The organism is Pseudomonas sp. GV105, assembly GCF_003058185.1.
GTDB classification, from domain to species: Bacteria; Pseudomonadota; Gammaproteobacteria; order Pseudomonadales; family Pseudomonadaceae; genus Aquipseudomonas; species Aquipseudomonas veronii.
In genome coordinates this window covers 176,948-200,151 of sequence record NZ_QBUF01000003.1, presented here as the reverse complement: position 1 = coordinate 200,151, position 23,204 = coordinate 176,948, and the positions used below count along the sequence as shown (strand labels likewise).

20 protein-coding genes and 2 pseudogenes are annotated in these 23,204 nt (G+C 62.2%); 11 read left to right on the top strand and 11 right to left on the bottom strand.

Annotation, left to right across the window (positions count from 1 at the left end):
• Window positions 1–185 precede the first annotated feature (185 nt).
• From colR to C8K66_RS07110, 5 genes are all read left to right on the top strand, one after another.
• Complete coding sequence (colR, locus tag C8K66_RS07130; protein WP_046382217.1) at window positions 186–869, top strand: two-component system response regulator ColR; 684 nt, start codon at window positions 186–188, stop codon at window positions 867–869.
• Entirely contained in the window at window positions 859–2,139 is a 1,281-nt protein-coding gene (locus C8K66_RS07125) for a HAMP domain-containing sensor histidine kinase (protein ID WP_108524496.1), read from the top strand. Before colR ends, C8K66_RS07125 begins: the two co-directional genes overlap by 11 nt.
• 187 nt (window positions 2,140–2,326) lie before the next feature.
• A complete protein-coding gene (locus tag C8K66_RS07120) occupies window positions 2,327–3,007 on the top strand; it encodes a class I SAM-dependent methyltransferase (RefSeq protein WP_057004554.1) in 681 nt (226 codons plus the stop codon).
• Window positions 3,008–3,011: 4 nt separating this feature from the next.
• A complete protein-coding gene (locus tag C8K66_RS07115) occupies window positions 3,012–3,731 on the top strand; it encodes a lipopolysaccharide kinase InaA family protein (protein ID WP_057004553.1) in 720 nt (239 codons plus the stop codon).
• On the top strand, window positions 3,728–3,955 hold the full coding sequence (locus C8K66_RS07110) for a hypothetical protein (RefSeq protein WP_057004552.1): 228 nt from the start codon (window positions 3,728–3,730) through the stop codon (window positions 3,953–3,955). Before C8K66_RS07115 ends, C8K66_RS07110 begins: the two co-directional genes overlap by 4 nt.
• 97 nt (window positions 3,956–4,052) lie before the next feature.
• On the opposite strand, the gene C8K66_RS07105 is transcribed toward C8K66_RS07110, so the two are convergent.
• The 3 genes from C8K66_RS07105 to C8K66_RS07095 are packed head-to-tail and all read right to left on the bottom strand — an operon-like array spanning window position 4,053 to window position 7,676.
• The gene (locus C8K66_RS07105; RefSeq protein ID WP_057004551.1) at window positions 4,053–5,150 is read right to left on the bottom strand and encodes a DUF1513 domain-containing protein; all 1,098 of its coding nucleotides are present in this window, start codon (window positions 5,148–5,150) and stop codon (window positions 4,053–4,055) included.
• A gap of 2 nt (window positions 5,151–5,152) precedes the next feature.
• Window positions 5,153–6,217 (bottom strand): imelysin family protein, encoded by a 1,065-nt coding sequence (locus C8K66_RS07100; RefSeq protein WP_057004550.1) that lies wholly within the window; start codon window positions 6,215–6,217, stop codon window positions 5,153–5,155.
• 31 nt (window positions 6,218–6,248) lie between these two features.
• Window positions 6,249–7,676, bottom strand: a complete 1,428-nt coding sequence (locus C8K66_RS07095) for a di-heme oxidoredictase family protein (protein ID WP_057004549.1) — start codon at window positions 7,674–7,676, stop codon at window positions 6,249–6,251.
• Window positions 7,677–7,816: 140 nt separating this feature from the next.
• Between C8K66_RS07095 and C8K66_RS07090 the strand changes: the two genes are divergently transcribed.
• Both C8K66_RS07090 and C8K66_RS07085 read left to right on the top strand, forming a co-directional pair.
• Window positions 7,817–8,380, top strand: a complete 564-nt coding sequence (locus C8K66_RS07090) for an NAD(P)H nitroreductase (RefSeq protein ID WP_017846101.1) — start codon at window positions 7,817–7,819, stop codon at window positions 8,378–8,380.
• Window positions 8,381–8,435: 55 nt separating this feature from the next.
• Window positions 8,436–8,726 carry a hypothetical protein gene (locus C8K66_RS07085; RefSeq protein WP_108524495.1) on the top strand — a complete coding sequence of 97 codons (291 nt, stop codon included), beginning with the start codon at window positions 8,436–8,438 and terminating at the stop codon, window positions 8,724–8,726.
• A gap of 102 nt (window positions 8,727–8,828) precedes the next feature.
• Here C8K66_RS07085 and C8K66_RS31575 read toward each other — a convergent pair.
• The 8 genes and pseudogenes from C8K66_RS31575 to gap all read right to left on the bottom strand — a co-directional run.
• Window positions 8,829–9,353 (bottom strand): annotated as a pseudogene (locus C8K66_RS31575) (methyl-accepting chemotaxis protein); the annotation flags it as partial.
• A 333-nt stretch (window positions 9,354–9,686) separates the two neighbouring features.
• Window positions 9,687–10,592, bottom strand: a pseudogene (locus C8K66_RS31570) (HAMP domain-containing protein); the annotation flags it as partial.
• Between the two features lie 510 nt (window positions 10,593–11,102).
• Complete coding sequence (locus C8K66_RS07075) at window positions 11,103–11,504, bottom strand: YbaN family protein (protein WP_057004547.1); 402 nt, start codon at window positions 11,502–11,504, stop codon at window positions 11,103–11,105.
• Window positions 11,505–11,663: 159 nt separating this feature from the next.
• Window positions 11,664–12,272 (bottom strand): biliverdin-producing heme oxygenase, encoded by a 609-nt coding sequence (locus C8K66_RS07070; RefSeq protein ID WP_017846098.1) that lies wholly within the window; start codon window positions 12,270–12,272, stop codon window positions 11,664–11,666.
• Between the two features lie 140 nt (window positions 12,273–12,412).
• Complete coding sequence (locus C8K66_RS07065) at window positions 12,413–14,977, bottom strand: TonB-dependent receptor (protein WP_108524493.1); 2,565 nt, start codon at window positions 14,975–14,977, stop codon at window positions 12,413–12,415.
• A 116-nt stretch (window positions 14,978–15,093) separates the two neighbouring features.
• Window positions 15,094–16,062, bottom strand: coding sequence for a FecR domain-containing protein (locus tag C8K66_RS07060; RefSeq protein WP_108524492.1), 969 nt, complete (start codon window positions 16,060–16,062; stop codon window positions 15,094–15,096).
• A 74-nt stretch (window positions 16,063–16,136) separates the two neighbouring features.
• On the bottom strand, window positions 16,137–16,655 hold the full coding sequence (locus C8K66_RS07055; RefSeq protein ID WP_017846095.1) for an RNA polymerase sigma factor: 519 nt from the start codon (window positions 16,653–16,655) through the stop codon (window positions 16,137–16,139).
• A gap of 190 nt (window positions 16,656–16,845) precedes the next feature.
• A complete protein-coding gene (gene gap, locus C8K66_RS07050) occupies window positions 16,846–17,847 on the bottom strand; it encodes a type I glyceraldehyde-3-phosphate dehydrogenase (protein ID WP_057004545.1) in 1,002 nt (333 codons plus the stop codon).
• A 221-nt stretch (window positions 17,848–18,068) separates the two neighbouring features.
• Between gap and edd the strand changes: the two genes are divergently transcribed.
• The 4 genes from edd (at window position 18,069) to C8K66_RS07030 (ending at window position 23,168) form a co-directional block, all read left to right on the top strand.
• Window positions 18,069–19,895, top strand: coding sequence for a phosphogluconate dehydratase (edd, locus tag C8K66_RS07045; RefSeq protein WP_046382228.1), 1,827 nt, complete (start codon window positions 18,069–18,071; stop codon window positions 19,893–19,895).
• Window positions 19,892–20,851, top strand: coding sequence for a glucokinase (locus tag C8K66_RS07040; protein WP_108524491.1), 960 nt, complete (start codon window positions 19,892–19,894; stop codon window positions 20,849–20,851). The genes edd and C8K66_RS07040 overlap by 4 nt, the downstream gene beginning before the upstream one ends.
• 123 nt (window positions 20,852–20,974) lie before the next feature.
• The gene (locus C8K66_RS07035; protein ID WP_046382230.1) at window positions 20,975–21,709 is read left to right on the top strand and encodes a response regulator; all 735 of its coding nucleotides are present in this window, start codon (window positions 20,975–20,977) and stop codon (window positions 21,707–21,709) included.
• 31 nt (window positions 21,710–21,740) lie between these two features.
• Window positions 21,741–23,168: an ATP-binding protein gene (locus C8K66_RS07030; protein WP_162231530.1), complete on the top strand. Its 1,428-nt coding sequence runs from the start codon at window positions 21,741–21,743 to the stop codon at window positions 23,166–23,168.
• The last annotated feature ends 36 nt before the right edge of the window (window positions 23,169–23,204 follow it).

The window sequence follows — 23,204 nt, the reverse complement described above, 5'->3', positions numbered from 1 at the left end:
GATGCGCGCGATGTTCACCCCGCTACTGTAGTGAGTTTGTGAAGCTATAGTGAAAAACTCGTTCAACTCTTTAGTCGGTTGAAATCGTTTATCTGCCTAGCGCTCAGCTCTATCCCTGAGCCCTACTTGGCCTTAAGCTGCGCGGGCCAACACACGGCTGGCACGAAAGTACGGAGACACTGCCCATGCGAATTTTATTGGTTGAAGACAACCGCGATATTCTGGCCAATCTGGCCGATTATCTGGGGCTCAAAGGTTACACCGTGGACTGCGCGCAGGACGGCTTGTCGGGCCTGCACCTGGCTGCCACCGAGCACTACGACCTGATCGTGCTCGACATCATGCTGCCTGGCATCGATGGCTACACCTTGTGCAAGCGCCTGCGCGAAGATGCGCGCCGCGATACGCCGGTGATCATGCTCACCGCCCGCGATCAGTTGGATGACCGCCTGCAGGGCTTCAAGTCCGGAGCGGATGACTACTTGCTCAAACCGTTCGCCCTGTCGGAACTGGCCGCGCGCATCGAAGCCGTGCTGCGCCGCGCCCACGGCGGCGGGCGCCGTGCCCTGCAGGTGGCCGACCTGCATTACGACCTCGATACCCTGGAAGTCACCCGCGAAGGGCGCCTGCTCAAGCTCAACCCGGTGGGCCTGAAGCTGCTGGCGGTGTTGATGCAGAAAAGTCCCCATGTGCTGCGTCGGGAAATTCTCGAAGAAGCCCTATGGGGGGATGATTGCCCCGACAGTGACAGCCTGCGCAGTCACGTCCACCAGTTGCGCCAAGTGATCGATAAACCTTTCGCCAAGCCATTGCTGCAAACGGTACACGGTGTGGGTTACCGCCTGGCCGAGGGTCGTGATGGAGTTTAAGCAAAGCCTTGCCCAGCGGATCATCATCGCCTTTGCCTTGATGAGCGCATTGGTGGCGGGCGCCTTCGCGATGGGGATCATCGCGACGGTGCATCTGGTGGAAGAGAAGCTGATTTCGGCAGGTTTGGGCGGCGACTTGCAGCGCCTGCTGCTGATGGACAGCGTCGAGGACTGGAGTCACCGACCCGAGCCGGACCAGCTGTTCTATTTCAGCGGCGGGCGCGGGGATTTCGAGCTGCCCAAGGACCTGCGGCACCTGGAACCGGGTTTTCATGAAGTGTTCCGCGAGGCGTTGTCGTACCACGCCATGGTCGAAGTGGTCGATGGTCGGCGTTACGTGCTGCTGCAAGATCAGAGCGATTTCGAAGAGCGTGAGCGCGTGCTGTTCGCGGTGGTGCTGGTGGGCTTCGTGCTCAGCCTGGCGCTGGCGGTCTTCCTCGGCTGGGTGCTGGCCCGCAAGGTGATGGCACCGGTGGTGCGCCTGGCGCGCCAGGTGCGTCATCGTGACCAGTTGCTCGGCCTGGCGCCGCCCCTGGCACCGGATTACGCCGCCGATGAAGTGGGCGAGCTGGCTGTGGCCTTCGACGCCACATTGGGCCGTCTGCGCCAGGCGCTGTCCCGCGAGCAGTTGTTTACCAGTGATGTGAGCCACGAATTGCGCACGCCGTTGATGGTATTGGCCAGTTCCTGCGAGCTGCTGCTGGAAAACCCGGCCATCGACGAGCGTGGGCGCAACCAGGTGCTGCGCATCGCCAGGGCCTGCGAAGAAATGCGTGAACTGGTGCAGACCTTCCTGATGCTGGCACGCGCCCAACACAACGACGCCACCATGTCCCCCCGGGTAACCCTCACCCAGGTGGCGGATGATTTGCTCGGCCTCTGGCGTGAGCCGATCGAGCAAAAAGGCCTGCAACTGATCTACCAGCCGGGCAACCCCCTGGATACGCGCTATAACACCACCTTCCTGCATGCGGTGATGGGCAATCTGCTGCGTAATGCACTGCATTACACCGAGCAGGGCTTTATCCGGCTCACCCTGGAACCGAGTGGTTTTGTGGTGGAAGACTCCGGCGTCGGCATTCCTGAAGACAAGCGCGAAGCCATGTTCGAGCCCTTCGTGCGCGGCAGCGAAAAACGCGGTGAGGGCCTTGGCCTGGGGCTGTCGCTGGTGCAGCGGATCTGCGAAAACCAAGGCTGGAGCGTCAGCCTGAGCACCATGGAGCCCAATGGTTGCCGCTTTCATGTCCAGTTGAGCCAAGTCAAACCCTGACTTGCCGTGCTACCGCTATGCTGGCAACGATCAGTGTAATTCGTCGAAGATGGCCCTGTGCCATCAATCGTGTCGGTAAAGTCTTGAAATGTATGAGTCTGGACAGGACAAGTTTTTCACAACGAGTTGACCTATTGATCACAGTTTGCAACCTAAGGTCGTAGGCATCAGTAAACGGAGACGTAAGATGCCTACCCCGATCAAGCTCGAATTTTCCGATAAGTACGACGAAGAGCATGCACAGAATTATTTGCTCAAACATCAGGATAATTTAGCTCGCCGGCTGTCCCACAAACGTGACGAGCAGTTGGCGCGCGGTGCGCTGGCCATGGCCGGTGAACCTGGCCTGGTCTTGGACTTGCCTTGCGGGGCGGGGCGTTTCTGGCCGTTGCTGGCGGAAAAACCCAACCGGGTGATCATCGGCGCCGATAATTCGGAGTCGATGTTGAAGGTCGCGATGGTCGCCCAGCCAGCGGATGTGGTCAAACGGGTACGCCCTTTGCAGACATCCGCCTTTGATATCGATTTGCCTGATAACGCGGTCGACAGCATCTTCTGCATGCGCCTGATGCACCACATTGGTGAGCCTGAGCACCGCTTGGCGATATTGCAGGAGTTTCATCGTGTTACCCGCGACAGCGTGATCATCTCGCTGTGGGTGGATGGCAACTTCAAGGCCTGGAAACGCAAGCGTGCTGAAGTAAAACGTCGTAGGAAAGGTGAGCAGGAAGGTTACCAAAACCGGTTCGTGTTACCGGCTGCTACTGTCGAGGCAGAGTTTGAGCAGGCCGGTTTCCGAGTTCAGGAGTCCCTGGACTTTATTCCGTTCTACGCCATGTGGCGGGTATACGTATTGCGCAAGAGGTAACAGGATGGCAGTTGAGTGCGTAGCAGGCAGTCATGTAGCTCCCGAAGAGCGATTTGAGTATTTCTGGCGCCAGCAGGGCGAGTGGGTCGAAGAGCCTAATCGTCGGCGTGGCGGTGAAAGTGGCGTGCAGCGTGTGATGGGCCCCACCGGGCGTTTGCTCTACAGCAAACGTCAGACCGGGCATATCTACCGCAGTTTGCTGCATCCGTTTGGACGCCCGACGGTGTTGCGCGAACGGGATGCTCTCAAAGGCCTGCGCGCGCTGAATGTACGGGTACCGGAGATGGTGTTCTGCGAGGCGCGTCGTGATCCGCAACACCAATGGAAAGCATTGTTGGTGACGGCTTCGCTGGACGGTTTCGACGAAATCGAAAAATGGTACGCCGCCGGTGGCCGTGAACAGTACGGCGAAGCGGTACACGAGCGTGTACTCAAAGAGGTGGCGGCGACATTGGCGCGCATGCACAAAGGTCGCTGGCAACACGGTTGCTTGTACATCAAGCATATCTTTGTGCGCGTTACGGGTGAGCCCGACTCGGCCAACGTGGAAGTCGCGCTGCTGGACTTCGAGAAATGCCGCCAGCGCCTGACCGCTTATCGAGCCGCCTCCCATGACATGCTGCAACTGCGCCGCCATTCGTCGTGGAGCGATGGCGACTGGGCAAAACTCAGCTACTTTTACGAGACGGCGTTTGGCAGCGCTATCAAGGGTTTAACCAAATGAAGCTAGAAATAGCTCGAGGTCTGTTTCTGGTCGGGGCGTTGGGCATTGCTGCCCTGGCCCTGGCTGCATGGGAACAGCCTCGGACACAGGTCCTCAGTGCGGTGCAAGGCAGCGGGCAATGCCTGCTGCCGCGCATCGCCAAGGCGAGTGCGACGGTCAAGCCCGATCATGACCTGCTGTTGTTCATGTTCGGGATGTCTCGAGGGATGGGGCCACAAAGTTGAAACGATCGAAACCACCCAAAAAGGGCCTTGTGAAACGAGGCCCTTTTTTTTCGCCGGCGATTTGGCCGTCGGGCGCAGCGTTGGCCGAGCCTGACCGTCAGACCAGATGCAGATGGTTATCCCAAAGCCCGGCCGGCAATTCCAACGGTGTTGCGCTCAGCTGTGCCTGGCGGCAGTCATAGAACCGGCAGCGCCCCTGGCCGGAGGTCACGACAAACCCATCCGCCACCGCACCCACGCCCGCACAGTCCGGCAACGGCCCATCCAGGCGCAGCTCGCCACTGTCCATGTGCCAGATAAACAAGCGGTTGCCGCGCGGTGCGGTCAACGCGACCAGGCGCAATTCGCTGTGTACCGCGACGCTGGCGGTGTAGTGCGCCATCGCCTGTAACTGCTCGTCGGCCACCGCAAACGCCATGAATGGCTGCCCCGGCCGCTTGATCGCGAGCAACTCGGAGCGCTCCTGGGACGGCCCCATGAACTGCTGCCCGGTAAGGATGGTGCCATCGCTGGCGATGCCCATATGGCGCACGCTGTTCATCTGCTGGCCGAGGGTTTCCTTGCTGATCAGGCTGCCGTCGCGTTGCATCAGCACCAGGCTCGGTTCCATGGCGTTGAGGTTCATTTCCACGCGGCTTTCGGCTTCGGTGCGGATGCCGCCGTTGGCCACCACCAGGGTTTCGCCGTCGGGCATCCACGCCACCTGGTGCGGGCCGATGCCATGGGTGGAAATCTCGCCGCTGTGCACCAGCCGTTCGCCTTCGAACCGGTACACCCCGAGCAGGCCACGGCCCGGATCGGAGGTGTCGTTTTCGGTGGCGTACAGCCAGTCGCCACTTTTATGGATTACCGCGTGGCCATAGAAGTGGCGGTTTGCATTCGCGGTGATGGTTTGCAGCAGCGCGCCATCACGCAGGTCGATCAGGTAACTCTCGGTGCCCGGGCGACGGGCGACAAACAGCGCGATCGGCAGCGTCGGGTGGTTGATGATGTCGTGGCAGCGTTGGCCGACCTGGGTGGCGAACACCCGCTGGCCGTCCAGGCGATAACCGACAGCATAGTGTTTGCCGTCTGCATCATCCCGCGCCGAGAGCAGCAGCGGGCCCTTGTCTTTCTGCTTGAACAACGTCCAGCCGCCCAGCGTGAGTGCGCCGAGCAACGCGCTGCCAATGGCCAAAGCCTGTCGCCTGAGCATCATCAGTCACCGTCGTTGGCGTTGAAGCCCAGTTGGATGCCCAGCGCCTTGGCCAGCTCGCCTTCGTGCAGGCGGTGGACGACGTTGAGGCTGTCGTAGAGATCGTTGAGCTGCTGGCGTCCGGCGTCATCGGCGAGCAATTCGTTGAGGGTGCGCTGGTTGCTGGCGAACAGTTTCAGGGACGCGGCATAGGCGGCGTCGATCTTCTCGGCCAGGGCCTTTTGATCGGCCGGCAACAAGCCACGCAGGCCTTTGTTGTCGACGCCGACCCACACGGTCTGGGCCGCGGCAAGGCTGGCCTCCAGGCTTCGCAGGGACGACTGGCTGCGCCACGCGTCGGCCTGGAACGGCTGCGGGATGCCCTTGGTCTGGCGACCCATCGGCGTGCCGAGTTTTTTCTTCAGGGTGTCCAGTGCGGTCACTTGTACGCGCAGCAGGTCGGCAATGGCCTCGTGGGAATCAGCGTAGCGCTGGTTGGGAAACTTGCTCATCTGCGCGAGCATGCCGTCGGTGCTGTTCCAACTGGCCAGGATCTCTTCGGCCAGGGCTTTCTGGCGCTCGCCGATGGCCGTCAGCAGCGGGCAGTAGCGGGCTTTCTGCGCGGCGTCGGCGATATCGGTCTTGGCGTCGTAGAGGATGTATTCATAGGCCGACAGGCCTTGCACCACCACGCTGGATTTGGCCAGGGCGGCCGCATCGATCTGCGGCTGGGCGGCGACCAGTTGCTCGACCTGACGACCCACCAGGTTTTTCTTGTCCGGCCAGAACTGCACCTGCCACGAACGGTTACCCTCGGCCAGCGGGCCGATCAGCAGCGGTTGCAGTTCGGCCCAGGCTTTTTGGGCGTGAAGGAAGTCGGCGCGAGCGGTGTCCAGGCTTTCCTTGCCCTGGCAGTACGCCAGGGCGCTGACGGCCAGTTGACGGTCGGCTTCCACCCAGCGGCTGTAGGTCGGCAAGATCACTTGCTTGGCGATGGCGGCCGAGGTCACCGCTTGCGGGTCTTGCGGCGAGCAGGCACCGAGCGCGAGGGCGGCCAGGCTGGTGAACAACAACTTGGGACGGAACATGTCGAGCTCCCTTCTGTAAGTGGGGCGAAGCTTATAAAGAGTTCAGGAACGCCAGCAGTGCAGCGCGCTGCTCGGCATTGAAGGACAACACATGCTGCTGCGCCGCTTGTGCTTCACCGCCGTGCCAGAGCACGGCTTCCAGCAGGTTGCGGGCGCGGCCGTCATGCAAGAACTGGGTGTGGCCACTGACGGTTTGCGTCAGGCCGATGCCCCACAACGGCGGCGTGCGCCAGTCGCGGCCACTGGCCTTGAATTCGGTGCGGTGGTCGGCCAGGCCGTCGCCCATGTCATGCAACAGCAGGTCGCTGAAGGGGCGAATCACCTGGTTGGCCAGTTCAGGTTCGGCAGCATTGGTCGCCGTGGTGAACGACGGCGTGTGACACCCCTGGCAACCGGCCTGGTAGAACAGGTTCTTCCCGGCCAGCACCTGTGGTGCGTCGACGTCGCGGCGCACGGGCACCGCCAGGTTGCGGGTATAGAACAGCACCAGGCGCAGGATGTTATCGCTGACTTCCGGCTCGCCATCGGGGCCATTGCCGTTGGGCGCCTGTTTGCAGGCGACCTGGGCGTCGGTGCAGTCATCGACGGGTCTCAGCGACGTGGTGAGGCCCATATCCCCCGAAAACGCGTGAACGTTCTGTTGATTGAGGTTGGGTTGCCCGGCTTTCCAGCCGAAACGTCCGAGCACGGTTTTTTGCCGGGCGTCATCCCAGACCCAGTTCGCGCGGCCGACGATGGCGTCTTTGTCGGCGGTCTTCGGGTCGGTGTTGCGCAAGATATCCGCGTCGGCAATCGCTTCGAGCAGGCCCAGGCCGATCATCGGCGGGGCGATGCGTGCGGAGAAGCGTGTGTCCGGGTGCATCGGGCCGTAACCGAGTTGGGTGATCTGCAGGTTGGGCTTGCGCAGTTCGACGACGCTGCCGTCCGTGAACGTGACGTTGACCGGTGTGTAGTCGACCCGCACCTTGCCCTCCGGCGTCACGCCGGGTACGGCCATGTCCTGCAACTGCCCGCCGTAGACCGGCTCGGGCACTACGCCGAGTTGCTCGATGAGCTTGGCATATGGCGGCGCATCCGGGATCGACAGGCGCACCAGCATCGACACGGCGTTCTGCGCGTCGGCCAGCGGCGGGTGGCCACGGCCGTCCTTGATATGGCAGTTCTGGCAGGCATTGGTGTTGAACAGCGGCCCCAGGCCGTCGCGCGCGGTGGTGGTGGAAGGCGCGATCACCCAGGGGCTGCGAAAGAAACTGTTGCCGACGCTGAAATCCAGGCGGCGGGTTGGCGACAGGTTGGCCGAGGGCAGGGAAAAGGCGTTCTGGCCGTGTTTGTTCACCGTCGTTGCCCCGCCGGCCCGCGCTTCCCCCGGCTCAGCCTGGGTAAACCGGGGGGCGTCGTCGCAGGCAACCAGGCTCATGGCCATCAGTCCTGCAGACAGGCGAAGAAGCGAACGGAGCATCGAGTTTCCTGAGCAAAGGCGGAAAATAAGGTCGCAAAGTCTAACAGGGCGGGGCGGTTTGAATAAGAGCAATTATCGTTTGATGGCATCCCGGTCCATTCCCGCTAGAATGACCGCACATTTTTTTCTGGAGGTGGCCAATGCAGGCTCTCGACGCTTTGCTCAACCGTGTTTCCGTGCCGCGCCTGCTGGAACCGGCACCGACCCAGGAGCAGCGTGATGTGCTGTTCGCCGCGGCCATGCGTGCGCCCGACCACGGCCAGTTGCGTCCTTGGCGGTTCCTCACCGTGGAAGGCGCGGCCCGTGAGCAGATGGGCACGTTGCTGGTCGAAGCCGCCCGCCTGCAAGACCCCGACGCGCCGCAGGCCGTCCTCGACAAGGCCCAGAACGGCCCGTTGCGCGCGCCGCTGGTCGTAGTGGTGATTGCCCGCCTGCAGGAACACTTCAAGGTGCCGAAATCCGAGCAATTGCTGGCGGCGGCTTGTGCCGCCCATGGCATCCTGCTGGCGGCCTACGCCCAGGGGATTGGCGCGGTGTGGCGCACCGGGGACTTGTCCTACTCGGCCCATGTGGCCAAGGGGCTGGGACTGAAAGAGGGCGAGGAAGTCATTGGCTTCCTCTACCTGGGCACCCCGCAGAACCCGCCGCGTACCGCGCCGAAAGAGGATGTAGCGGCGTTTGTCACGGCCTGGACCGGCCTGTAGGAGCGAGCTTGCTCGCGAAAAACTCAAGGACACCGCGTTCCTCCAGGATGCACGCATGATCGTTGACGTTCTTCGCGAGCAAGCTCGCTCCTACAGCGAAAAACTCAAGGACACCGCGTTCATTCAGGATTCACGCATGATCGTTGACGTTCTTCGCGAGCAAGCTCGCTCCTACAGCGAAAAACTCAAGGACACCGCGTTCATCCAGGATTCACGCATGATCGTTGACGTTCTTCGCGAGCAAGCTCGCTCCTACAGCGAAAAACTCAAGGACACCGCGTTCATTCGGGATGCACGCGTGATCGAGGATGTAGCGGCGTTTGTCACGGCCTGGACCGGCCTGTAGGAGCGAGCTTGCTCGCGAAAAACTCAAGGACACCGCGTTCATCCAGGATGCACGCATGATCGTTGACGTTCTTCGCGAGCAAGCTCGCTCCTACAGTGTTGTTTACACCCTGAACTGGTCCATCAACGTCATCTGTTGAGTCGCCAGTGCATTGAGTTGGCTGCTGATTGCCGCCGATTCCGTGGCCTGGCCGGTGAGGGTTTCGGTCACGGTGCGGATCGCCGACACATTGCGGTTGACCTCTTCGGCCACTGCGCTCTGTTGTTCGGCGGCGCTGGCGATCTGCAGGTTCATGTCGCTGATCACCGTCACCGCGTCGCTGATCTTGCCCAACGCCTGCACGGCCTGATGGATCTGCCCGGCATTGCTCTGGGCCTGCTGTTGGCTCGAATGCATGGTCGCCACCACGCCACGGGTGCCGCTCTGGATGCGTTCGATCACCTGGCGGATTTCCTCCACCGAATCCTGGGTGCGCTTGGCCAGGTTGCGTACTTCGTCGGCCACTACCGCAAACCCGCGCCCGCTTTCCCCGGCGCGTGCCGCTTCGATGGCAGCGTTGAGCGCCAGCAGGTTGGTCTGCTCGGCAATACTGCGAATCACTTCCAGCACTGAACCGATCTGCTCGCTGTTGACGGCCAGTGCTTCGACTTCGCTTACGGCCTTGCTGACTTCGTCGGCGAGGGTGGTGATATCGCGGGTGCTCTGCTCGATGATCGACATGCCTTCGCGTGCCGACTGATCGGCCCCGCGCGCCGCGCTGGCGGCGTTGGAGGCGCTGTTGGCGACGTCATGGGCGGTGGCGCTCATTTCATTGGACGCCGTGGCCACCTGGTCGATCTCGCGGAACTGCACCTGCATGCCTTCGCTGGTCTGGCGTGCAATGGCCGAAGACTGGTCCGCCGTGCCACGGGCTTCGCTGATGCTTTGCTTGATCTGCGCGATGGTCGGTTGCAGCTTGTCGAGGAAACGGTTGAACCAGGTCACCAGTTCGCCCAGCTCGTCTTTCTTGGAGTAGGCCAGGCGCTGGGTGAGGTCGCCGTCGCCGCTGGCGATGTCCTTGAGCATGGCGGCCACGCTGTTGATCGGCCGGGTCACGCCGGTGGCGGTCAGCCAGACCAGCAGCAGGCCGAGCAATGCGGCGACGGCCGCGACCAGCAAGGCCTTGAGCGTGCCGCTGGCCTGGGCCTTGTCGAGTACGGCTTGCAGCTTGACGTTGTCGGCCAGCAGTACCGCCTTGGGCAGCTTGATCACTATGCCCCAGGACTTGGCGTCGGCAAGCGGTTTGACCGGGTACACCGCGCGAATGGTGTTGTCCTGTTCGAGAATCGTGCGGTTGTCGCTGCCCAGCAGTTGCACGATCTCTTTGCCTTCGGCGCCCAGGGTGTCGATCAGGTTCTTGCCGACCTTGGCCGGTTCGCCACTGTAGGCGGCGATCAAACCGGTGCTGGAGAGAATCTCCAACTGCGCCATACCGTTGAACAGGTCTTTCTGCGCGGCATCGGTGCTGGCTTGCAAGGCATTGAGGGCAATGTCGACGCCCAGGACGCCGATGAGTTTGCCGTCCACCAGCAACGGCAGGGCGATGGTGGTCATCAGTACAAGCTTGCCGCCCACCGTGTCTTCATACGGGTCCAGCAGGCAAGCGCGACGGGTGTCCCGTGGGCAGGTGTACCAGATGTTGTAGGGGGTGCCGTTGAGGTTGAGGGTGGTTTTATTCAGGTCCTCTTCGACCATGATGGTGTTCAAGCCTTCGCCGCCGGCGCGGCTCCAGTAGCTGGAGAAACGGCCTTTATCGTTGGAGACACGCGCCTTGTCGTCGACAAACTCACTGTCCTTGCCATCCAGCGCATTGGGCTCGAACGACATCCAGATCCCCAGCACCTTGCTGTTGCGTTCAAACGCGGTTTTCAGGCTCTGGTTGAGTTCTTCACGCAGCGCGCCGGGTTCGAGGGAGCGCTTGGCGGCCAGGGTGCGCAGGTCTTTGACCTGGTCGGCGAGGGCGGTCAGCGCCACCAGGCTGTCGCCGAAGGTTCGCTGCAGTTGTACCGCCTGTTCGGCAGCCTTGGCTTGCAGCAGTTGTTGCACACTGGCGGTGAGCATCCGTGAGCTTGAGTCGCTGACCAGCGCATTGTTCTGCGCGGTATTGTAAATATTCATGCCGACCACCAGCGCAATCACTCCCAGCAGGCAGAGGCCGGACAGCAGCACGATTTTCAAGCGGATGGAGAGGGTATCGAACATAGGTTCACTCACGGATGGGCTTGTTGGTATGCGAGCCGGGCCAAGTCCATTCGGCGCCTTATCCGGAGCATCGGCGTAGCCAGGGGTTTCATGAGAGGGAGGCGATGAACGGTAGGAAAACGCCTACATCCCGCGTTATACGGGGCGTGCAAGCCGTTCCGGGCGGGACCATATCCACAGGTTGCCCAGGCTCATTCCGGCGATGGTCAGGTAGATCGGCCAGCCGTGATCGAGCGTCAGCAGCATCAGTAGGGCACAGAGCAGCATGCTGACGGTGGCGCTGATTTTGGCGCGGCGCGCAATGATCTTGCCGTTGCGCCAGTTGAACAGGATCGGCCCGAACAGGCGGTGGTTTTCCAGCCAGGCGCTGAGGCGCGGCGAGCTTTTGGTGGCGGCCCAGGCAGCCAGCAGGATGAATTCGGTGGTGGGCAAACCCGGCACGACAATCGCCACCAACCCGATACCCAGGCTGACGTAGGCCAGCAGGCCGAAGAGGAGCCGGGCGATTCTCGAGGTGGATGGGGATTTGCCGGTCATGGGTGTGTGCAAGTCGGGGAAAACAATTATTCAGCTTGGCATGAGATCCAAGTGTGGGGGGGCGTGTCAGCCACCACTTTCATGGCTGACCCACCCCTATCGGGAGCAAGTCGAATCGTCGCACCGCCCCTCCCACCGAATACGCATTTCAATCGAATATCAGGCCAGCTCAGGGGCGGTAGCGTATGCCTGTTCGAGCAACACCGTGAAGCGCATAAACGCATTGAGCGCACCTTTTTCCACATCGGCTTCTTCTTCGGCGCTGAATTCCAGGCCGTCGAGGGTGCGGGTGAAGCGCTTCCAGCCGTCGGCGCGGCCGCCGGCCGGCTCGCCGAGGTGGCGGGCGCCGAAGGTTTCGCTCAGGCCCAGGGCCACGGCGCGCTTGATCAGGAACGCCGCGCCCAGCTTGGAGCCTTCGGAGACGAACAACCAGCCCAGGGCTTCGGCTTGGCTCGGGTTCTGCACGGCGCCGGGGACGGCGGCCGGCACGTCAGTGTCCAGGTCGGCCAGGTCCAGTCTGGCGGCGTCGGCGCGGCAGCGCTCGGCCAGGTCGGGGACGATCTTGATCAGCGCGGCATCGTTGTACAGCGCCACCAGTTCCGATTGGAACAGGTACTGCGCCACCACGAAGCGCGCGAAGTTGGGCCGGGTTTCAAACGGCGCGTGCGCCTTGACCAGCGCATCGAGCCGGGTGTGCGGCTCGCTGGTGATCTGGTTCAGGCGCTGGGAGCGCAGGCTTGGGCGTTCTGCGGAAGGCGAAGCGGTCATGACAAAGTCCTTGTGAAGGAAGCGCCGTGTTGCCCTGAGGCATGGCTGGGCGGTTAGTAACTAGACGAACAAGAAGACGCGGCACAGTAAAAAATCCTCACCTCGCCGGTGATTGATTCCGGCGAGGCGAGGCGGATTGATCAGATGTCCCAGATCACATTGATCGCAAAGTTGCGACCGGGCTGGGTCAGGCGGTCGAGGTTGGCCGGGCCGGTGACACCGGCTTCGCCGACGCTGTCGTAGCTGCGCACGTCATCCCAGTTCCAGTACTTCTTGTCGGTCAGGTTGTAGAGACCGGCGTTGAGGGTCACGTCGTGGGTGACTTTATAGAAGCCGGTCAGGTCGAGGATGCCGAAGCCTGGGGTCTTGAACGGGCCGTTGGCGCTGTCGCCGTCGGGCGCGAAGAAGGTCTTGCTGTCGACACGGTCTTGTTTCTTCACCAGGGTCCAGCTCAGCAGGCCACCGTAGTTGTCCTGTTCGTAACCCAGGCCGAATACGCCTTTGAGTGGGTTGACGCTGTTCAGTGGCTCGCCGCTGTCGTCGTTGCGCCCGTAGGCGTAGGCAATCGACCCCTGGGTATACAGGCCCTGAGGCGCCCCGAAGGCGTCGAGGTTCAAGCGGCCCTTGGCTTCCGCGCCCTTGATGGTTGCGCGCTTGATATTGACGGCCTGGAACTGTTCGACGGTGCCGCCGACGACCGCGTTGTCTTCGTCGATAAAGTCGCGGTACTTGTTGTAAAACACCGCGATGTCGAAGGAGCCTGCGGCGAACTTGCCGCGAATCCCGGTTTCGATGCCTTTGCTGGTTTCCGGCTTGAGGTCGGGGTTGGGCTCGACGGTGTAGCCCAGGTTCAGGTTTTCAAAGCGTCCGTACAGCGCCTTGGCCGAGGGGGTGCGGAAGCCTTCGGCGTATTGGCCAAACAGGGTGTAGTGATCGGTCAGGGCATACGTCAGGCCAAACTTGGGGGTGACACGGTGCCAGGTTTTTTCCTTGTCGCTCACCGGGTATTGGCCGGTCGGGTTGACGGTACTGAGGAACGCTTGAGTCAGCTTGGGTTTGAGCTGGGTGTGGTCATAACGCAGGCTGGGCAGGAAGGTCCATTTGTCCCAGGCAATCTGGTCCTGGGCAAACAACGAATAGGTGTTGATGGTCGGGTCGGGGAAGTCGCTGGCCTTCTTCACGCTGTCGCTGGCCGTTGGGCTGGGCGCGCCAATGGCTGTGCAACCGGCGCCGACGGCAAGGCAAGTGGCCGCGCCCTCGCGGGAGCCGGTGACTTTCTGCTGCTTGAGCGTGGTGCCGTAGGTCACTTGGTGATCGGTTTCGCCGACGCTGAATGCCTTGTCCAGCTGGGCATCGAATACCCACTGTTTTTCTTCATAAAGCGTGTCGCGGGTGCGCAATACCCGACGGCCGGCCTGGTAGATTTCTGCGGTGCTCTGGTCGGTCTTGGCGATCTGGTAATTGAGGCTGGTCTTGATGCGATCGGTCACGGGCGAGTCGAAGGCAAAGGTGTTTTCCAGGCCGAAACGTTCGCGGGTGATGGTGTCGTTGCCCCGGCGATCACGGTAGAGATTGAAACCTTGACCACCGACGAACGGGCCACCCACGGCATTCTTCAGGTTGACGTCGCGATCGTCCTTGTACTTCTCGTAAGTCAGGCCCAGACGGTTGTCATCGCCATAGTTCCAGCCCAGTTTGGCCAACACGTTGGTGGTGCGCGCCTCCTCGGGGTTGGCGCCGGTGCGGGCCAGGCCGGTGGCGTTGTTGCCGTCGTAGGCTTCGGTTTCATGGCCGTTGCGCTGGCTCAGGTGCAGCAAACCGTCGACGTCCTGTACGCGGCCGGCGACGGTGGCGGAGGTCAGCCAGCTCTCGTCGGCGGAGCTGTAGCCGGTCTTGAGGCGGGCGCCGACGTCCTGGCCGGGCTTGATGATGTCGTCCGGGTCGAGGGTGAAATAGCTCACCGCGCCGCCGATGGCGCTGCTGCCGTACAGGGCCGACGCCGGGCCGCGCAGGATTTCCACGCGCTTGACGATTTCCGGGTCGACGTAGTTGCGACGGGTCTTGGCGTAGGGGCCGTTGAAGAAGTTGTCCGGCACTTCCACGCCATCGACCTGGGTGAGGATGCGGTCGCCGTCGATACCGCGAATGTTGTAGCCCGCATTGCCGGCACGGGTGCCGGCGCCACCGACCGAGACGCCGGGCTCGTAACGCACCAGTTCGCGGATCGTGTTGACGTTCTGGCGGTCCAGCGTTTGGCGATCATGCACGCTGACGGTGTTCGGTACGCTGTTGACGTCCTGCTCGTTACGGGTGGCGCTGATGGTCACCTGTTGCAGGTTGAGGACACCGCCGCCAGCGTGCTTTTCCAGGACGATGTTGCTGTTGCCGAGTTTGCGGTAGCCCAGGTTGGTCCCCACCAACAAGCGCTCCAGGGCTTTTTCCGGCGACAGCGCACCACGCACGCCAGGGGACGACACGCCCTGGCCCAGCTCCGCCGGCAGGCCGACTTGCCAGCCGGTCACGGCGGTGAAGGCATTGAGTGCCGAAACCAGTGGCTGCTGTTCGATGCTGAAGCTGTAGTTGCCGTGGCTGCGGGCGGTCGGTTCGGCGGCGGCGGCCGTCAGCGGGGTACCGGCCAGCAGGAGGGCGGCGGTCAGCAAGGACAGCACGGGTGAAGAAGACCGGCGATTGAAACGAGAGGACATCGAGAGCGCTCCGGAAGTACGAGTCTTATAGTTGCGCACTGGTTCAAATAGGAATCAGTTGCATTGGCTAAGACGAGACGTACAGCCGAGGTCTATCGAGTAAAAATAATTCTCATTTAGTTCAGGATCACCAATGCCGGGTATTCAGAGAGCTTGGCCGAGGTGATGTGGGCCAGGGAACGCACTACGTCCAACGGTTGGTCGAGGCGGTAGTTGCCGGTGACGGCGACGCTGGCGAGTTGGTCGTTGGTGTTGACGATCCAGCCGGGGTAGTAGCGGCGCAATTCGGCGAGCACTTCGCTCATCGGGCGGTTTTCGAAGATCAGCCGGCCCTGGACCCAGGCCAGGTCCTTGTTGGCGTCGAGCCTGGCGGGTTGACCGAAGCCGTTGGGACCGATGCGGATGCTTTGCCCAGCGCTCAGGCGCACGCGGGCATCGTCGAAGGTGTTGCTCAGGTCGACGTCGCCGCGCTGCACCTGCACCTGCGCTTCGCCGTTGAGGTAGCGCACGGCGAATGCGGTGTCGCGCACGCTGGCGCGCACCGGGCCGGCGTCGACTTCCAGGGGCAGGCCGCGGTTGGGCGTTACCTCGAAAAACGCTTCGCCTTGGTAGAGGCGGGCGATGCGCTGGTGATCCCGGGTGGTGCTGGAGAATGCCGAATCGGTGTTCAACAGGACGTTCGAGCCATCATCCAATTGCAGGCGCTGGCGCTCACCCACCACGGTGAGGTGGTCGGCTTGCAGACGTACCGGCAGGTTGCTGAAGCTGAACAGCCCGAGCATCAACACGGCGGCGGTGGCCAGTGGTTTCCAATGCGGTTTGATACGGCGCCAGGCCCCGGGTTTGCGCGGTGCGGCCAGCGCGACGGCGGCGCTGTGGACGGGCGCCCCGCCCCAGGCGGCCTGGGCTTTGTCGAAGGCACGGACGCGTGCCGGATCGCCGGCCAGCCAGGCTTCGAACGCGGCCTGCTGCCCGGGTTGCGGGCACTGCAAGGCGATCAGCCAGTCGAGGGCCTGGTCCATCGCCGGGTCTTGCAACACCTCATGAGCCAGCGCGTGGGGGCGCAGTTTATTCGGGTCGGTCACGGTGTGCCTCGGGTCTTCGCCACGTTCTATTTATCTTTCCTACAGCCTGGGTCGACATTTCTGTCGGGTGAAGCTTAAGGCTGATCCAGCCGTTCGGCCACACCTACACAGATGGCCATGATCAATTTCAGTTCCTTTTGCACCGTGCTCAAGGACACTTCCAATTGATCGGCAATCTCCTGGTAACTGCAACCGTGCAGGCGGCTGAGGATGAAAATCCGTTGCTGGCGGGCACTCAATTGGCCGAGGCTGATGCTCAGGTGCTCAAGCAGTTGCTCGGCCTGGGTCGCGTCTTCGGGCGTGCTGATGGGGGCGGCGACGCTTTGCAGGACGTCCAGCGGGACATCTTCCTGCAGTGTGCGCGCCTGTATCCTGCGTGAACGCAAGTGATCCAGCGCGAGGTTGCGCGCGGTCTGGTAGACGAAGGGTTCGAGGTGATCGATCGGCCGCTCGCCCAGGGCCCGGGTCACGCGCAGGTAGGTTTCCTGCAACAGGTCCTCGGCGGTGCTGTGGTTGTTCACCATCCGCTGCAAGGTGCGTAGCAGAATCACCCGTTGGGTGAGAAAGACTTGGTTGAAGCGAGATTGGCTCACAGCGATACCGGACCGATTTGTAGTTAATGATAATGCGTATCATCAGCACAAATGGCAAGTGGCTGTTTCTCTAGGCCTCTACCGATCAAATGTGGGAGGGGCTTGCTCCCGATTACGGAATGTCAGTCAACACATGCATGACTGATACGCCGCCATCGGGAGCAAGTCGAACCGCCCCTCCCACAAAAGATTATTCGGCGTTGCAGAGCGCCAGGCAGTTGTCCAGCATGCGGTTGGAGAAGCCCCACTCGTTGTCGTACCAGGCCAGCACTTTCAGCAGTTTGCCGCTGGACTTGGTGTGGTTGGCGTCGAAGATCGACGACAGCGGGTTGTGGTTGAAGTCACTGGAAACCAGCGGCAGGGTGTTGTAGCCGAGGATCTTCGAGTGCTGGCTGGCTTCCTTGAGCAGCGCGTTGACTTCCTCGGCGGTAGCGTCTTTCTTCAACTGCACGGTCAGGTCCACCAGCGATACGTTGATCACCGGCACCCGCACGGCCATGCCGGTCAGCTTGCCCGCCAGTTCCGGCAGCACCAGGCCGACCGCTTCGGCGGCGCCGGTCTTGCTCGGGATCATGTTCTGGGTGGCCGAGCGCGCGCGGTAGGGGTCGGTGTGGTAGACGTCGGTCAGGTTCTGGTCGTTGGTGTAGGCATGGATGGTGGTCATCAGGCCGCTCTCGATGCCCAGCTCGCGGTGCAGCACCTGGGCCACGGGTGCCAGGCAGTTGGTGGTGCAGGAAGCATTGGAGATGATCTGGTGGGATTGACGCAAAATGTCATGATTTACCCCGTAGACCACGGTGGCATCCGCGCCTTTGGCCGGGGCAGAGATGATCACCTTGCGCGCGCCGGCGCTAATATGGGCAGCAGCCTTGGCCCGGTCGGTGAACAGGCCGGTGCATTCGAACACCACGTCGATATTGTGCGCAGCCCAGGGCAGCTCGGCCGGGTTGCGAATGGCACTGACGGCGATCCGGTCACCATTGACGGTCAGGCTTTCCTGATCGTGCGCGACCTCTGCATCGAAAGTACCGTGGACGGTGTCGTACTTGAGCAGGTGGGCATTGATCGAGCTGTCGCCCAAGTCATTGATCGCGACGATCTGCAAATCCTGGCGATAGCCTTGGGTATACAGTGCGCGCAGGACATTGCGGCCGATACGGCCAAAACCATTGATTGCGATTCGAAGAGTCATTGAAGAGTGCCTGTCGTCGATTTGTTGTAAGAATTACAAGATTATTCGCATAAAAATAGAAAACAAGCCTTTTTAGTGGCAATATTTTGTTCAATCTACAACGAGTGACCTGAATCAACTGGTCCGATGATCCAAACGACTCTCTGCCATCCCATGTGCCGCGGGCGTTTGATCAGCATAGACACTCAGGTCGCCACATCCGTTAGCCTGGAGTTCTACACATGCATCCCCGCGTTCTTGAGGTCACCGATCGGCTTATCGCCCGCAGTCGTGCAACCCGTGAGGCTTACCTTGCGCTCATTCGCGGCGCCGCCAGCGACGGCCCGATGCGCGGCAAGCTGCAATGCGCCAACTTTGCCCACGGCGTGGCCGGTTGCGGCACCGAAGATAAAAATAGTCTGCGTATGATGAATGCCGCCAACGTGGCAATTGTTTCGTCATATAACGACATGCTCTCGGCGCACCAGCCGTATGAACATTTCCCGGACCAGATCAAAAAAGCCCTGCGCGAAGTCGGCTCGGTCGGCCAGTTCGCCGGCGGCACGCCCGCCATGTGCGACGGCGTGACCCAAGGCGAGCCGGGCATGGAGCTGAGCCTGCTCAGCCGTGAAGTCATCGCCATGTCCACGGCGGTAGCGCTGTCCCACAACATGTTCGACGCTGCGCTGATGTTGGGCATCTGCGACAAGATCGTCCCCGGCCTGATGATGGGCGCCCTGCGCTACGGCCATCTGCCGATGATCTTCGTTCCTGGCGGGCCAATGCCGTCGGGCATCTCCAACAAGCAGAAGGCCGACGTGCGCCAGCGCTACGCCGAAGGCAAGGCCAGCCGCGAAGAGCTGCTGGAGTCGGAGATGAAGTCCTACCACAGCCCCGGCACCTGCACCTTCTATGGCACCGCCAATACCAACCAGTTGCTGATGGAAGTGATGGGCCTGCATTTGCCCGGCGCCTCGTTCGTCAACCCGTACACGCCGCTGCGTGACGCGCTGACCCGCGAAGCCGCGCATCAGGTCACGCGCCTGACCAAGGCCAACGGCAACTTCACGCCGATCGGCGAGATCGTCGACGAAAAATCCATCGTCAATGCCATCGTTGCGCTCAACGCTACCGGCGGTTCCACCAACCACACCCTGCACATGCCGGCCATCGCCATGTCGGCGGGGATCATCCTGACCTGGCAGGACATGGCCGACCTCTCCGAGGTGGTGCCGACCCTGTCCCACGTCTATCCAAACGGCAAAGCCGACATCAACCACTTCCAGGCGGCGGGCGGCATGTCGTTCCTGATCCGCGAACTGCTCGAAGCCGGCCTGCTTCACGAAGACGTCAACACCGTGGCCGGCAAAGGCCTGAGCCGCTACATCCAGGAACCGTTCCTGGTCGACGGCGAACTGATCTGGCGCGACGGCCCGATCGAAAGCCTCGACGAAGCCATCCTGCGCCCGGTGGCCCGTGCGTTCTCGCCCGAAGGTGGCTTGCGCGTGATGCAAGGCAACCTCGGCCGTGGCGTGATGAAAGTCTCCGCCGTGGCCCCCGAGCACCAGGTCGTCGAAGCCCCAGCGGTGGTGTTCCAGGACCAGCAAGATCTGGCCGATGCGTTCAAGGCCGGTCAGTTGGAAAAAGACTTTGTCGCGGTGATGCGCTTCCAGGGGCCGCGCTCCAACGGCATGCCCGAATTGCACAAGATGACGCCGTTCCTCGGCGTGTTGCAGGACCGTGGCTTCAAAGTGGCGCTGGTAACGGACGGGCGCATGTCCGGCGCGTCGGGTAAGATCCCCGCCGCGATCCATGTCAACCCCGAAGCCCAGAGCGGCGGGCCGCTGGCACGGGTGCGCGATGGCGATATCATTCGTGTGGATGGCGTCAAAGGCACCTTGGAGCTTAAGGTGGACGCCGAAGAATTTGCAGCGCGCACACCTGCCACGGGCCTGTTGGGCAATAACGTGGGGGCCGGTCGCGAGCTGTTTGCATTTATGCGCTTGGCCGCAAGCTCCGCAGAGCAAGGCGCCAGCGCCTTTACCTGTGCCTTGGAGACGCTTAAGTGAAGCTTGCGCTGGTCGGTGATATTGGCGGTACCAACGCCCGGTTTGCGTTGTGGCGGGATCAGGCACTGCATTCGATCCGGGTGCAGGCCACCGCGGATCATAAAAGCCCTGAGGACGCGATCAAGGTCTACCTCAAGGAAGAAGGCCTGGCGATCGGCGACATCGGCGCGGTGTGCCTGTCGGTGGCCGGGCCGGTGAGCGGCGATGAATTTAAATTCACCAACAACCACTGGCGCCTGAGTAAGACTGCGTTTTGCAACACCTTGCAGGTGGATGAACTGCTGCTGGTCAATGACTTCTCGGCCATGGCCCTGGGCATGACCCGCTTGAAGCCCGACGAATTCTGCGTGGTCTGCCCTGGCACGCCGGAACCGTTGCGCCCGGCGGTGGTGATCGGTCCGGGCACCGGCCTGGGCGTCGGCACCTTGCTCGACCTGGGCGGCGGCCGTTGGGCCGCGTTGCCGGGGGAGGGCGGCCATGTCGACCTGCCCCTGAGCAGCCCGCGGGAAGCCCAGCTGTGGCAGCACATTTACAATGAGATCGGCCATGTCAGCGCCGAAAGCGCCTTGAGTGGTGCAGGTTTGCCACGGGTGTATCGGGCGATCTGTGCGGTGGATGGTCACTCGCCGGTGCTGGATACGCCGGAAGCGATCACGGCGGCAGGCCTGGCCGGCGACCCGGTGGCGATGGAAGTGTTGAACCAGTTCAGTATCTGGCTGGGCCGCGTAGCCGGTAACAACGTCCTGACCACCGGCGCACGGGGCGGTGTGTATATCGTCGGCGGGGTGATCCCGCGGTTTGCCGACTTCTTTATCCACAGCGATTTTGCCAAGAGCTTCAGTGACAAAGGCTGCATGAGCGACTATTTCAAGGGCATTCCGGTATGGCTGGTGACGGCGCCGTATTCCGGGTTGACCGGGGCGGGTGTGGCGCTTGAACAGGCATTCGCCATGTAGGAGCGAGCTTGCTCGCGAAGAACGTTGACGATAACGAAGCGCATCAGGTGATACGCGGCAGCCTCAGGATTTTCGCGAGCAAGCTCGCTCCTACAGCATGGCCATAACAACAAGGAGGACCCCGTGAGCGTAATCAGTAAATCGATTCTCCTCGTCGACGACGACCAGGAAATCCGCGAATTGCTGCAAACCTACCTCAGTCGCGCCGGTTTCCAGGTGCGTGGCGTGCCGGACGGTGCGGGGTTCCGTCAGGCGATGGACGAGGCGCCGTGCGACCTGGTCATCCTCGATGTGATGTTGCCGGACGAAGACGGCTTCAGCCTGTGTCGCTGGATTCGCCAGCACCCGCGCCAGGCGCAGGTGCCGATCATCATGCTCACCGCCAGTTCCGACGAAGCCGACCGCGTGATCGGCCTGGAGCTGGGCGCCGACGACTACATCGGCAAGCCTTTCAGCCCCCGCGAGTTGCAGGCGCGGATCAAGGCACTGTTGCGCCGCTGCCAGTTCGGCCAGGAGCGCGGCGGCAATGGCGACGTGTTGGCGTTCGATGAATGGCGCCTGGACACGATCAGCCACCGACTGTTTCACGTCGACGGTGAAGAGGTGATTCTCTCCGGGGCCGACTTTGCCCTGCTCAAGCTGTTTCTCGACCACCCGCAACAGATCCTCGACCGCGACACCATCGGCAACGCCACCCGTGGCCGCGACCTGATGCCGCTCGACCGGATCGTCGACATGGCCGTCAGCCGCCTGCGCCAACGTCTGCGCGACACGGAAAAACCGCCGAGGCTGATCCGCACCGTGCGCGGCAGCGGTTATCAACTGGCAGCCAGCGTGGTTGCCGGCAGTGTCCACTGAACACCTGAGCGAACGTCGCCGCCGCTTCCCGGTGCCGCGCTCGCTGCTCGGGCGCATGCTCCTGCTGACGCTGCTCGCGGTGCTGTTCGCCCAGGCGCTGTCCAGCGTGATCTGGGTCTCGCAATTGCGCGCCACCCAGCTCGAAGGCCTGGTCACCAGCGCCCGCAGCCTGGCGCATTCGATGACCGCCAGCGTGAGCTATTTCCGTTCGTTGCCGGTGGCTTATCGCCCGTTGGTCCTCGACCAATTGCGCAGCATGGGCGGCACACGGTTTGTGGTGACGCTCAACGACCGTCCGCTGGACATGGCGATCTTGCCGCAGACCCCGCGCAAGCAAGCGGTGCTCAAGGCGGTCGATGAAGTGTTGCGCCAGACCTTGGGCGCCGATGTGCATATCTCGGTGGAATTCGTCAGCGCCGAAGACCTGCGCATTTTCAATGCCGGGTTGAAACTCGATGAGCTGCCACGCTCCTGGGCGCATTACGCGCTGACCCTGGAACCGGTGAACCCGCCCGTGCTGGTCACCCAGATCCAACTCGCCCCCGGCGAATGGCTGTACATCGCCTCGCTGTTGCCCGAGCCGTACACCAGCCTCGAAGAACAAGGCCTGCCGTCGCAGCAAGTGTGGTTTATCGTGCTGACCAGCGGCTTTTTGCTGCTGTTCATCGGCCTGTTGGTCCACTGGCAGAGCCGGCCGCTCAAGCGCCTGGCGCGGGCGGCGCGGGACATGTCGCTGGGCGCCGACGTGGAGCCGGTGGCCGAAGGCGGCGGCAGTGAAGTGGTCGAAGTCGGGCGCGCATTCAATGCCATGCGCGAGCGCATCAGCCGTTACCTCACCGAACGCAGCCAGTTGTTCAGTGCAATTTCCCACGACTTGCGCACACCGATCACACGCCTGCGCCTGCGGGTTGAATTGCTTGAAGATGAAAACCTGCAAACCAAATTCGGCCGCGACCTGGACGAGTTGGAGTTGCTGGTCAAAGGCGCGCTGCAATGCGTGAAAGACACCGACATCCACGAAAACATCGAGCCGGTGGACCTCAACCATGTGCTCGACTGCCTGGTGGAACCGTACCTGGCGCCCAACGGCAACGGCCGCGTGACCCAGCATGGGCGCGCGTTGGCACCGTACCCGGGCAAGCCGCTGGCGCTCAAGCGCTGCATCGGCAACCTGATCGACAACGCATTGAAGTACGGGCAGAACGCCCATTTGCATATCGAGGACGATGGCGCGGAGTTCATCCTGCACGTCGACGACGAAGGCCCCGGCGTGCCGGAACAGCGCCTGGAGCAAGTCTTCGAACCGCACTTCCGCCTCGCCGGCCAGCAGCAGGGCTACGGCCTGGGCCTGGGCATCGCGCGCAACATAGCGCACAGCCATGGCGGCGAAGTGAGTTTGCAGAATTTGCGCGAGGGTGGTTTGCGGGTCACCTTGCAACTGCCCCGCACCCTCGACTAAGCAGCGCCGCCGATCAAATGTGGGAGGGGCGCTGAA